At 45.5% G+C, this 12,479-nt stretch carries 9 protein-coding genes; 5 read left to right on the top strand and 4 right to left on the bottom strand.

Annotated elements, in window-relative coordinates; translation table 11 throughout:
• Positions 1-158: 158 nt before the first annotated feature.
• The 3 genes from ACY2RR_RS19515 to ACY2RR_RS19525 all read right to left on the bottom strand — a co-directional run bounded on the left by ACY2RR_RS19515 (position 159) and on the right by ACY2RR_RS19525 (position 4,174).
• Positions 159-1,430: an NRAMP family divalent metal transporter gene (locus ACY2RR_RS19515; RefSeq protein WP_490109856.1), complete on the bottom strand. Its 1,272-nt coding sequence runs from the start codon at positions 1,428-1,430 to the stop codon at positions 159-161.
• A gap of 304 nt (positions 1,431-1,734) precedes the next feature.
• Positions 1,735-2,787 carry a ParB/RepB/Spo0J family partition protein gene (locus tag ACY2RR_RS19520; RefSeq protein ID WP_490109857.1) on the bottom strand — a complete coding sequence of 351 codons (1,053 nt, stop codon included), beginning with the start codon at positions 2,785-2,787 and terminating at the stop codon, positions 1,735-1,737.
• A gap of 1 nt (position 2,788) precedes the next feature.
• Positions 2,789-4,174 (bottom strand): AAA family ATPase, encoded by a 1,386-nt coding sequence (locus ACY2RR_RS19525; protein ID WP_490109858.1) that lies wholly within the window; start codon positions 4,172-4,174, stop codon positions 2,789-2,791.
• 564 nt (positions 4,175-4,738) lie between these two features.
• Between ACY2RR_RS19525 and ACY2RR_RS19530 the strand changes: the two genes are divergently transcribed.
• Positions 4,739-4,930, top strand: a complete 192-nt coding sequence (locus tag ACY2RR_RS19530; protein ID WP_490109859.1) for a hypothetical protein — start codon at positions 4,739-4,741, stop codon at positions 4,928-4,930.
• Positions 4,931-5,171: 241 nt separating this feature from the next.
• Positions 5,172-6,560, top strand: coding sequence for a replication initiation protein (locus ACY2RR_RS19535; RefSeq protein ID WP_490109860.1), 1,389 nt, complete (start codon positions 5,172-5,174; stop codon positions 6,558-6,560).
• A 65-nt stretch (positions 6,561-6,625) separates the two neighbouring features.
• On the opposite strand, the gene ACY2RR_RS19540 is transcribed toward ACY2RR_RS19535, so the two are convergent.
• Positions 6,626-7,132, bottom strand: a complete 507-nt coding sequence (locus ACY2RR_RS19540; protein ID WP_490109861.1) for a hemerythrin domain-containing protein — start codon at positions 7,130-7,132, stop codon at positions 6,626-6,628.
• A gap of 533 nt (positions 7,133-7,665) precedes the next feature.
• On the opposite strand from ACY2RR_RS19540, the gene ACY2RR_RS19545 reads away from it, so the two are divergent.
• From ACY2RR_RS19545 to ACY2RR_RS19555, 3 genes are all read left to right on the top strand, one after another.
• Complete coding sequence (locus tag ACY2RR_RS19545; protein WP_490109862.1) at positions 7,666-9,534, top strand: carotenoid oxygenase family protein; 1,869 nt, start codon at positions 7,666-7,668, stop codon at positions 9,532-9,534.
• 77 nt (positions 9,535-9,611) lie between these two features.
• Positions 9,612-11,267, top strand: coding sequence for a D-arabinono-1,4-lactone oxidase (locus tag ACY2RR_RS19550; protein ID WP_490109863.1), 1,656 nt, complete (start codon positions 9,612-9,614; stop codon positions 11,265-11,267).
• Positions 11,268-11,366: 99 nt separating this feature from the next.
• Complete coding sequence (locus ACY2RR_RS19555) at positions 11,367-12,434, top strand: hypothetical protein (RefSeq protein WP_490109864.1); 1,068 nt, start codon at positions 11,367-11,369, stop codon at positions 12,432-12,434.
• Positions 12,435-12,479 lie beyond the last annotated feature (45 nt).

The following is a 12,479-nucleotide window of genomic DNA, read 5'->3' on the forward strand; positions in this document are numbered from 1 at the left end:
AGAAAACCCCATGTAAAAAAAAGTTTCACGTGTAACTTTTTCCACATACTGAAAGTTGCTCATGAGCAACTTTCAGTGATAACAGACACATAAAAAAGTGGAGTTGCTCATGAGCAACTCCACTTTTTTATGTGTCTGTTATCAGCAGGAGTAAAGGGTTAGATAAACCACTTCCACCAGATAAATAAAACGGAAAAGCCAGACAGGAAAAGTAAACCAAGAATACTCAGAATAAACAATGCCGGTCCGGGTTTGTACTCATTGGGAACATGTTCACCCTGCATCAGCCTGTAATTCATAAAGGCAAAAACCGGTGTTGTTAAAAACGCCACAGTCATAGCAAACTGCAGCATCGCCAGCATGGAACCAGCAAAAAATGTCACGAGAGAAAGAGAGCCAACTGTGGTTAAGATAACCAGCAGAGGACTTTCTGTATCAGGGCTATCATTTCCCTTCAGGTTCTCATAGGCACTTTTATTCACCCGGCTATAACCATCCATACAAGTCAGGCAGGAGCTATAAATACAAAACACAGCTGCGGCCATGACCAGAAAGCGGCTCCAGTCACCAATGGCAAAAGCATACATATCTGCCAGCTGCTGACTAAAGGCTGCACCACTGGCTGCAAACTCAACGCCCGAACCATAAAGAACCCGAGCACCTAAGGCGACGAAACACAAAGCAAGCAGGGCGGTTCCGATATATCCCACATTCAAGTCCAAGAGAACCGTACGCATATCTCTCTGTCCCTGATTAACGGACTTACTTCTCCCCCAGACAGAGGTCATAGCCGATACTTCAACCGGGGCAGGCATCCAACCCATAAGAGCAATCAGCATGGCAAGTGAACCAAGGGTCCAGGGATCCGCACCTTCAAAATCTGGTTTAGAGACTGCAGGTTGGGTAAATGCAAAAAACGTTGCGATAAAGGTCACTAATGCCAGGGTGACAACAATCCATTTCGAAAGACTGTCAACAAGGTTGTAGTGCCCCTTGAGAATAATAAGCAAACTTATAACCGCCACAATCGCAGCTAAGACAGCTGGAGAGTAGCCGGAAATAGCCCAAGTTAATAAAGTCCCCGTTAGCCCCAACAACGCAGCAATATTCACAACGGCGGCAAGCAGGTTAAGAGTTAAAAACAGCATCAGCCAGAATCGGCCTAGACGTGCATACCCTGCTAATAAACTTTCATTAGTCGCAGCTGTGTAGCGCGCGCCATATTGAAAGAAAGGATATTTAAAAAGATTAACCAATATGATCAAGCCAACAAGTTGCCAGCCATATAAAGCACCAGCTTTGGTTGATGCCACAAGATGTGAGCCACCAATAGCAGCGGCAGCCATCATAATTCCGGGGCCAAGAGATCTGAATAATTGGTGAGACGGAGTGGAGCTGTTAATCGATTTGGGCGAGAGATCGGTCGTCATAATCAGTTAGCTCCCGAACGTGAACTGGTGATTGAATTCACAGAACGATCGCTAAATAACCACGCACCTAATGGTCGATTGGCACGCGCCAATTGATAATGATTTGTCGCCATACTTCATACTTCCTGGCAGATATTTATAAGAGTTGTATTCCGGGATCACCGGAAGAGTGATTATTGCATTGCAATAAAGGGGAATCTAGAAAAGGGTTTAGTGGCAGCTTAAAAGTAAAGGCTGTGGAATTAAATAAAAAGAAGTAGAGAAGGGGAAATGTCGCCGGAAGATAACCGACGACACGGGACTGTTATAAAGATTCTAAAACTTCATTCACTTCCATGCGGATTTCATCATCAATGAAGTCAGACAGCTGAGTACTGTCCAAAGTGATGGTGATCTTTCCATCGGGAGTTTTCTTGATATTGCACACCTTCCTGCCTTTGCAGGTAATAGTACGTTTCATATCCGAAGATTTTGGCGGTTCAATAAGCTTTTTATAAGCACTCTCTAACTGCTTATAGCTGAGCTTACCTTCACGCACTTTATCACTGTGCTGAATGGTGTAGGCAATACACTTCTCTCGAACTACCTGGTCTTTGTGACACGTATAAGTGCGAAGGATACGAGCAGTATGCATAGAAATTTTATGCATAGGATCAAGCTCACTGGAAACTTCAGCTGGCAGTTTTATGTAATTCATTAATTGAGAGAGTTTAGTTTTCTCAATACCTAAATGATCACACAATGCCTGCTGTGTTGGGTAAAGACCTGTATCCAGATAACGCTTGTAAGTTTTTGCGTCATCATAGTTACTGGGGTCTTTACGCCGGTTTTCCATCTCCTGTTCCAGCGCAGCTTCCTGATCCGTCAGGTCACGTACCATACAGATCAATGTTTTATCAGCACGCTTGCGAACAGCTTCCCAGCGACGACGACCGGCAATCACTTCGTGAGTGATCGTCTGCTCTGGATCAGTAGTCGATGGTCTCGGGGCTATTAACTTGCGCACCAGAACAGGAGATTTCTGGCCACCTGCAGTATCAATATCCCGGCTCAGTTCCTCGAGAAATAAAGCGTCTTCTGAACGGTTGGCATACTGCCACGGCTCAATGTTCAAGGCACTCAGCTTTACTAACCCGGTGCCGTTTACCTGTGCATTATCAAGATCAGCTATTTCCCGGCCATCATCAAAAACCAGCTCGCCTTTCTCGGGGGTAAGAATAGTTTCAGGCTCTTTATTTAAAGCCTTCATTTCATCCTGAAAATGGCGAAACGCTCCAGTTAACCGAGGTTTTGGTTTGTTAACGGGAACTTCTCCATGCCCCTGCAGTTTTGGTTTGGGTTTGACTGTATCACTCATATCAGGCCTGCTCCACCTGTTCGTCACTCATTTCCTGCTGGCGTTCCATGGCCGCTTCAGCCTGTTGGCTCCACAGGGCTTTAAGATCAGTGATGATCTCATTGTTTACAGAATCCATATGCTCAATGGCACGGGTATAGGTAGACTTGGATTTACTACCGGGTTGGCGATCATAGACACTGGACATGCTGGAACTGGATCGTTCAACCTCAGCAGAAGCCGCCATAACACTGCCCATCACATAATCGCCATAGAGCTCCCGCAATTGAGCTTCATTTTCAATCGCCGATTTATTGCCAGAATGTTTGGTAATCAGAATACGGAGATACTCGAGTTTCTTTTTCTCTTCATAAAACGCACCAGACAAACTGGTACATAACATGACGAACGAGGCATGATCGTAGGCAGAAGGAGGAACAGGAATCACCAGGCCATTGCAGCAGGTGAGGGCGTTGAGAGTAATACTGCCCATGTTGGGCCCGTTATCAACAATGATCAGGTCATAATGATGTTTGACCAAATCCAGTGCCCGCTTCAAACGCAGAATAACAGGACCCATACTGCGTACATTATTAATATCGTTGTTTGGCAAAGCCAATTCCAGATCCTGAAGGAACAGGTTGGCCGGAATAATATCGATACCCGGGAAATAGGAGGTTCGCACGATTTTGCGAATATACTCCGGGTTGTTCATCATCGCATTGGTCAGCACATCATCCTGATCCAGTTCCAGGTCAGGAATGAACGGCCCAAGAGAAAACGAGCTGGAAGCCTGAGGATCAACATCCACAAGCAATACTCGCAAGCCATCGATTGCTGCTTTTTGAGCCAGGTGCACACTTGAAGTTGTTTTTGCGACTCCACCCTTGAAGTTCAGTACTCCAAGAATCATTGGCTCACTGCCTTCGGGGCGCACATAACGGGTGTCATAATAATCTCTCAACATATTGATATCGTTGAGAGTTAAAAAATAATTCCCGTTTGGCTTTTTATTCAGTTGATCAGAAAAATCACGGCGGATCAGGGCATCAGAACGACCAATCAACTTGCTGGCCTCACGTAAACTCCAGGTACGTGCCTTTTTACGTTTTTCCGGCGAGATAATTTTGGTGCGAATTTCTTTCAAACGCTGATTGCCAATGGTGGAAAAATGGGCAAACAGGCTGCCGGCATCATCCGTTCCCAGAGGTGCCGGTTCTTCTTCCAGATACTGGGTCATAGTGTCGGGGGGGTCATCATAACTATTAGTAGGAAATGTCATGGATTGCACAACCATGCTTTCGTTCGCATCAACAAGGGAGCCAGTTCTCGTTGTCTCATTACCAGACCCGGAATCTGTCACCTTTGAAGGTGACATTTTGGTGTCAGTTAGCTTGTCCTTGCTCATGAGCACTCCCTCGCATGCTGTAATGCTTGACACTATTTTCAGGCTTTTTACGAATATAGGCAATAGAAGACAAATATAACAAGTATTCGTGTGCGCACTTTTTTTAAAATTTTAGAAAAAGTGCGCACACGATAAATATTTACTGTATATTTATTAACCAATTGTAAACTGTCGTATAGTTTATGTCATGGTTCGTCAGGGCACACAGAGTTGCTCATGAGCAACTCTTGAGCAAAAGAGAAGTTCAAGCATAACAGTAATAGCTAAGCAGAGCCTGATATTGAGATGAATTTGAGAGAAAAACCAGGGTAAGAAAAACAGAACGGTTTTGAAAAAGAGACCCTAAGGATGTCACCTTTAAGATAAAGCAAACGAAAATTACCTTTTTGGGACGCGAATTAAGAATAAAATTAAAAGCAAAATTGTTTTTATCTTTTGAAATAGATGCTCTGTTTGATGGTTTTTATATAAAAGTCGGGGAAAAATTAAGGTAATTAACTTTTTTCCTGGTGCAAAAACAAAAATCCTTCTGATTCTCTATATATGGCCTGCCAGTTGTCACCCATGGCCCGCCAGTTGTCACCCATGACCCGCCAGTTGTCACCTATGACCCGCCAGTTGTCACCTATGACCCGCCAGTTGTCACCTATGACCCGCCAGTTGTCACCTATGACCCGCCAGCTGTCACCCAGAGCCCGAAAACTGTCGCCTAAAAGCTCGCTAGCCCTTGGCAATAAAGGTATAGAAAAGACTTAATAATGTTTTAAAAAATAAGTAAGAATTAAATAATAGGAGAATAAGGATAAATAAAAGATAGAAAGAGCTATTAAAGGTTTTACTGGTAGAAAGTCAGAACAAAGTACCTAGATAGAGATGGAGCAGAGAAGTATCACAGGAAATTTTCTGAAAAGTGACAGACACTAGCCTGAACGGATGAATTCCATTAGAGTGACAACTAATAAGTGAAAATGTCACCCATAATATTCTGAACTACACCATGTCCGAACAAGAAACCGAGCAGCTGGATTTGCTGGGTAGTAAGCACAATATCATTACCAATGCCGAATATCGGATCGTTAAAGAGTCCAATGACTTCTATCGCGTACGGCATAACATGACCCTGAACCAACAACGGCTGGTTCTCTTTGCGGCATCAGAAACCCAGTTTCGTCGAGATGTGGCCACAAGAACGGACGACCCTGAAGACATTACCCTGTATATCCCTGATCTGGTCAAAGCGCTAGGGGTCAGCTCAAAGAGTGCATACAGTGACTTCTATAACGCTGGAAAGAACCTCGGAAAAGTGGCTTTCGAAAGACGCCTGGCACCAGGTGAGTATGAGGTTATCAGCCTGATTGATAAGGCACGTATCAGTAAGGGGCGTGGTCTGGTGCAGATAAAATTTGGCAAAAGCGCTATGGATTTTTTTGGTGATATCTCTGATCACTATCACCGATTTCAGCTGCGACAAATTGCCTGTCTGTCTACAACCTACCAGATCAATCTTTACAGGGCCTTAAGCTCTGTAGAGAACACACCTCACAAAACACGTGTGTTCTGGCTTTACAGCGAATATCTGGAAAAACCGACAGATATGCTGTTACCCGATATCATGGGTTATAACCCTGAAACTACGAAATCATATCAACAATTCAAAAACGTCAATCGTCGCATATTAAAACCGGCTGTAGAGGCTATCAGCCAGCATACTGATATCGCTGGTGTTGATATTGAGGAGATTCGCAGTGGCCGGAAAGTGGTTGGAGTGAAACTCAGTTATCGAATTGATTACAGCCGCCGAAGCTCTCTGCGTGCAGCTTCCCAGGCCTGGATGCATCCGCTTGAGTTTCATTTTTCTGTTGAGCATTACAAAGAACTTTCTCCGACAAAACAGAAAGAATATGACCGTAAGGGCTTTGAAGCCGAATCTATCCGTGAGATTTTCCATACCTTTGTTGAGCAGGAAGAAAGCCATGTGCGGTATGAAGTCCTGGATAAAGGGCTGGTGTACCCAGATGTCAGTACTATTGGCTGGTATATGGATTGGTTGGAAGAACAAGGACATCTCAAGCCAGAAGTCGATGGTGACAGCTGGATTGATCAGATACTGATGGAAGAGGGCAAAGGGCTGGCTCCTGAACAGTCTTTAGTGGCCGTGCGTTATGCCTCTCAGTTTTCCACGGCAAAAGCTTTACCGCTTCCGGAAAGCTTCGAGCTGGATAACGCCCTTTACCTCTGGGCCAGTAACTTTTATCCATGGGTCGATGAAGAGAAGGAAACGACACGGTTTATTCTGCATGCCAGGGAAAAACAGCTGACTTCAAAGAACTGGGTCTATGCCTGGATGAAGTGGCTGGCAGGTAGCAGCCAGAACAGCCATAAATAACAGCAACGGCTTCAGGGGGATGGTTATCCCCCAAGTATTCAGAAAGAAAACGTTTCCAACCTCTGTTAAAAATGGCAAAGATCTTCATAAATAGGGAAAAGAACCTGTTCTTCGAGATCTATTCGCTCCTTAAGTGACTTGCCAATTGCAGAAAGTTTTATCTCAAAGCGAGACCAGTCCCGATCTCTCATTTCAGGGTTTCTGGTCTCCCGTAAAAACTGTGCAATCCTTTGACTGGCGTTATGCATACGCAGACCAACATTTTCAATAATCGCCTTAGACGATGGATACTCTTTTAAACCTTTAAGGAGGTTGGGGTAAAGCTTTGAGTCTTCAAGAATAAAATGATTTTCCAGTTGGTTGGTAAACCGTACTAACAACTGCCCATTGTTGGCGTTGCCTTTTTTACAACCCAGTGATAATTCAATGTAAGTGGCAAGAATCTCCCGGTGCTCCTGACTCAGAACCTTGGTCAGGCGCTCGTCATAGCTGGCGAAACCCGGATAAACAGATATTTTTCCAACTGGGCGAATTTGAGTCTGATCAAAATAGCACTGGTTTACACAGTTCACGTAGCAACTCCTCTGGAGGAAAATAATAACCGTGTTTGATTTATAGTTGAGGAGGGGGAATGTTCTACGACGATTTGTTGGTAATTATGCGTAAAACAATGGGGTTGAGCGCAAGAGTCAGTAGCTTATCTGGTCAAGCAAAGAAAATTAACAACCTCAATAAATTCTTTATGATTGATTTTTAGTGTAAGGAAAATAATTGGAATAGGTAGTGACTATTTAAAATTATAATAATTAAATTTGAATCAATGCTGTAATTGATATGAAAAACAAATCAATTTTTGCATCTGTGACATTTATGGGGTGTCATAAAAGTAATATTAAATAGGAAAGTAATTTCTTAATTAAAAAAACGAAAAGACAAAGCTCACTAAACTCCGTTATCCAATAAAAATAATTTGTTGTTTGTCACAGTTTTGTCGTTGACATTTAAATCCTAACTCTAGGAATATAGAACAAAAGTACTAAGTGAAATGTCAATTACTGCTTATTTTATAGGCACGGATAGCTGTTGCTAAAAAACAGGGTCTGTTATGAAAAGACGTGATGTTCTTAAGGCCGCCGGGGCTTTGGCTGTATTGCATGGTACAACGCTAACTCCTTCAATATCCCACGCCAGACAGCGCCTTTCCGATTCCAGTTTTCCGGAATCTATTATGAGGGCCAGCCTGAATGATTCTTCCGGTCGACTCACAGTGATTGATGGTCGTTTACCAGATGATATCACTGGCCATTTGTTTATGGCCGAAGGCATTCCGCTGGAGCCTAACCATTTAACTCCCAATGGCAAGGGGGCTTTAACAAGACTCGACTTCAGTGGGAGAGATAATAACAACCAGATTCCTTTCACCCGTAAGATGATTCGAACAGCGTCTGCGATTATGCAGGAGCAGGATCTTGGGGGGCTGGATAAGTTTAACCTGCTTGGTGGAACTATTTATTCCAGCTTGAATCTTGGTTTTATGAATTACTGCAATACTGCGCCGAACTATATGGGCAATAACCGTTTCGCCATGAGTTATGAAGGGGGAATGCCTTATGAATTTGATGCCACTACTCTGGATATGGTGACACCAATAGGCAATGTTGAAGAGTGGACATCGAGTTTACCCCCTGCCTTTCAAGCACTGACTCCCAAGAAATGGTTATTTCCGCAAATACGCACGGCGGGCCATCCATTCTTTGATCTGGAAACCGGCGAGTGTATTACCATCAATTACGGTGGTAATACCGGTGATAACCCGAAAGACGGCTTTATTCGTTTAATTTCCTGGGATCAGGAGGGAGCCTTCAAGACCTGGAATATTAAAGATCGGCAGGGAAATAATGCATTTATCGCAGCAACTGCCCATTCTTTGGGGGTAACCCGAAATCACATCATTGTTTTTGAAACTGCGGCCCGTGTGGAAACAACCCGTATTCTGGGTACCCATATTGTATTACCACAACAGCACCGTACCCGTTGCTGGATATTACGCAAAGCCGACATGGTGCCCGGGCGAGCAGATATTGTGGCAGATTATCTGGAGCTGGGTTTTGATACGTCAGATATCGTGTGTAATTACGATGATCATGACAATGAAATCACGCTGTATGGCCAGTATATGGGAGCCATGGACAAATCTGAGCAGCTGTTCCGGAATGAGATGCTGCAATATGGTGAACTGGTTCCTGAATGGTTATCTGGTTATCCGGTGGCCCCTGTTGATGTGGGCGGGCTTATTCGTGCCCGTATTCAAGTTACACCGTCATTCGCCCGTGAGATTAAAGAAGATTATCAGGTAATTCGGGATGAAAACCTGCTCTGGGATATGAACGACCCTGCCTATAAAGGACACTTCCAGTTTCCGGAAACCTTTGAACATTTGTACTGGTCGGCCATTGGCTACCGACCTGAGCTGGTGTCCCGGCGGGTCTCCTGGGCGTACCGCAATTATCCGGAGCGTTATTACGGGCATTATGATCTTCCGGAACAGAGCCAGCCATCGGCACTGGTTCACATGGACTGTCGCCAGATGCGTATTACCGACTCCTATCAGTTCCCGGATGACTGCGTTATGCGTACACCGCAGTTTATAGCCCGGTCTGGTTCTACGGAACAGGATGATGGTTATTTGATAGCCGCCGTTGTACGCAAATTCCCCACCGCACCGCAATCCAATGGTAAGGAATTCTGGATTTTTGATGCGCGCCGTTTGAATGCCGGACCCGTTTGTATCTTGGGAAGCCAGACACTGGACTTTGCCACGACCAACCATGCCTTGTGGGTGCCCTCTATAGGACCAAGACCAACCGGAGCTTATCGATCAGATTACGGTGATTTTTTACGAAGCAAATCTCCTGATCATAACCGCCGTATTCAGGGGATCATTGAACGTGAACTGCTACCAAGATTTGGATAGCACAACTGGATAACTACTCTCGCACAGTCTCTTCCCAGATTGTCTGTGCCTCTTAAAAACAAGGAAGGAAACAACACGTGTTGAAACAACGCTCTCATTTCTGGCGTCGCTCAGCCAGTTCATTATTAACGGCGGGGTTACTGACCTTCGCTGGGCTGAGTGGGGCTGCCTCTCAACTGCCGCCACCGGCGGAAGTTCCTGAAATACTGAAGAACTATCAGAATACTCAGGAGTGTTATCCCGGTGTTATTTATGACCCGTCGTCCATTGAAGAGGTGCAGCAGATTGTGCGTCAGGCTGCGGCAGATGGCCGCAAGGTGATGACAGGTAATCGTCGATTCAACAGTCAGATTGATGCAGCCTGTGCTGGCAACGGTGAAATGCAGATAACGCTTAAAAATATGGATCAGGTCGTGAGTGTCGATGAGCAAACTCAGACTGTAACTGTACAGGCGGGTATGCGCTTTAACGATCTGGCAGATGCCATGCTGGCTTACGAATTAAGTATGCCGATGGTGACTGAGCTTTCTACATTTACGATTGGTGGAATGATCGGAAGTGGTACCCATGGTTCCACCTTCACCTCCAAGAGCAGCATGATCACTGATTATGTGACCGAAATGAAGCTCGTTGATGGCAAAGGTAACCTGCGCGTATTAACCGGCGAAATGCTGAATGCCGCCCGTGTAAACCTGGGTGTTCTGGGTGTTGTTGTAGAAGCCACCATACAGCTGGAGCCAGGCTATAAAGTAGAAGCCAAGGTGAAAGGCTATCCCAGTGATAGAAATCTGGAAGAGGTGATTCTGGATCTGGCTCGTAACAACCACTCTGCCAATGTCGCATGGTTCCCAGGGCTTGGCCGTTACACTGTCACTACCTATAACAAGAAACCTCTGTCGGCCAGAGGGAACTCCTATAATGCTCAGGCCGATGTTTCTGATTTTGCCGAATATATGTTTGGCCTGATCTTTAACGGCCTGCATGAAAGCGATAACGCCAGCCTGCAGTGTTTTGCTGCTTCTTTGCGCTACAGCGCCCGAGCCCACTCTTACTTCCGGGATAAGGACAATGGCATTCAGCAGCTGATCAAGCCTACTGGCCATGCCAATGATATGCAGCACTTTGCCTGTAAAGATCCTGACAAGTGTGTGTGGGATAAGCTGCCTATTGCCCTGCAGGAAGTTGGTATTCCTTTCGAGGAGCTGCCTAACTGGATTGCAGATGTACGACAAATCGTTGCTAACAGCGATCGTACCTGCTTCCCACTCAATGGTATTTATTTCCGTTTTGGTAAAGCATCAGACAGTTACCTGGGTATGGCTGCAGGTCGTGACACTGCTTATGCTGGTATTGAATACACTCTGCGCCAGCGCGGTGAAGCTGTACCAAGAAACTACTTTGTTAATCTGGAAATTGAGCAGATGTCCCTGCGCAAGTACGGCGCTCGACCACACTGGGGGAAAAACTCTGTGGCTATCTTTGAAGATATGCCAGCTCGCTTCCCGAAGTGGGATCAGTTTTTAGAAGCCAAGGCCGAGCTTGATCCAGACAATGTATTTACCAATCCTTTCTGGGAAAGAGTGAGCGGCGCAGATCCTCTGGAAAACTACCTGACGCCAGAATGTAATGCCGCAGGGCAGTGTTACTGCCAGATTGATGAGCACTGTGAGGAAGGAGCCACCTGCCAGGCCGGTGCCTGGTACGAAGGCGCTCGTATTTGTAAGGCTCCCTGATATTTCAATATCCATCCGTGAGAAAGCAGGCTCTGGCCTGTTTTCTCACTTTCCGGTTTTAACTCATCTGTTCATTGTTTTAATCATGGAACGATAACTATGCACTTCCCGTTTACGAGGCCGCTACTGATTACTGGCCTGTTGGTACTGTTCGCCCAATTCAGTTTGAGCGTACAAGCCACGACATTGAAAGATATTCGGCCTCACACACCTACAGCAACCCCCTGGAATGAACAGTGGTATTACTATATCAATGACCCCTCTGCGGGCTATTTCAAAATTACATTCCAGACGTTTCTTGAAAAAGAAGATACGGTTGATTCCACCCTTAAAGGGCTGGTGCATATCATGCACAGCCCCGTTGGTGGAACGACCAAAGTGTATGACTATATCGCTGATGAAGTGACAGTAGAGAGCACCGGCACTCTGTTTTCTCCAGGGTATCGCTTTGTTGTACCCGGTGTTGGAGAAATGACTGAAAAACATATTCAGCTGACATTGCCTGATGTCAGTTTGACCGCACAGGTAACTGGCGATCATCTGCATTACTGGAAACTGAATAAAGGTGCCAGCCCTTTCAGTTTGATCGGCGCTTTGCCATTTGTGGAAAACCGCTGGTTTGTTTACAGCCTGGGCACGCCGGTACAGTACAGCTGGAATACACCTGAGGGCAGTTCCAGCGGCTCTGGCCTAGCGTATATCGACAAAGGCTGGAGTACCAGCCAGGCAACCAATTATGCGTTTTACATGGCGGTGACTGATAACGCAAAACTTATGCTCTCTGCCGGCAGCGATGAAGGCCTGCCTATAGAAATGTGGGCCGGTCGTTATCTTTCTGATAAGTCTGATATCACTATGTTTCCAACTCTGGAAGGGCTGGGAGTCACTCGGACTATGGATGCCTGCAATGGTCGGATGAGTTATGAATGGAAAGGTGTTGGCCGAACCCTGAAAGTTTTAGCGGAAGTGGATCCCAGTGAATTGATTGACTCAACACTTCCTTCGGTTGATGTGTTTGATGCCGAATTCCCATCAATGAAGGCGGCAAATGGCCGTATCACTGTGGATGTTTATAAGTACGGTGAGTTGGTAGAGCACACTGTGTTTCCACAAGGTGTAGTGGAGTTTGGCGGCGGCTGGCACTGTCGGGCGCAGTCACAGCCATAGTCTGTATCAGGTATGTTGGCCTTGAGCATCGCAAGAAGTCATCTT

It is taken from the genome of Parendozoicomonas sp. 2304DJ65-17 (assembly GCF_058148445.1).

What these genes read in the sequence shown, in the direction of transcription:
- ACY2RR_RS19530 (WP_490109859.1), top strand. Translation starts at nt 4,739, where the DNA reads ATGGCCCGCCAGTTGTCACCCATGACCCGCCAGTTGTCACCTATGACC.
- ACY2RR_RS19520 (WP_490109857.1), bottom strand. Translation starts at nt 2,787, where the DNA reads ATGAGTGATACAGTCAAACCCAAACCAAAACTGCAGGGGCATGGAGAA.
- ACY2RR_RS19535 (WP_490109860.1), top strand. Translation starts at nt 5,172, where the DNA reads ATGTCCGAACAAGAAACCGAGCAGCTGGATTTGCTGGGTAGTAAGCAC.
- ACY2RR_RS19515 (WP_490109856.1), bottom strand. Translation starts at nt 1,430, where the DNA reads ATGACGACCGATCTCTCGCCCAAATCGATTAACAGCTCCACTCCGTCT.
- ACY2RR_RS19525 (WP_490109858.1), bottom strand. Translation starts at nt 4,174, where the DNA reads ATGAGCAAGGACAAGCTAACTGACACCAAAATGTCACCTTCAAAGGTG.
- ACY2RR_RS19555 (WP_490109864.1), top strand. Translation starts at nt 11,367, where the DNA reads ATGCACTTCCCGTTTACGAGGCCGCTACTGATTACTGGCCTGTTGGTA.
- ACY2RR_RS19545 (WP_490109862.1), top strand. Translation starts at nt 7,666, where the DNA reads ATGAAAAGACGTGATGTTCTTAAGGCCGCCGGGGCTTTGGCTGTATTG.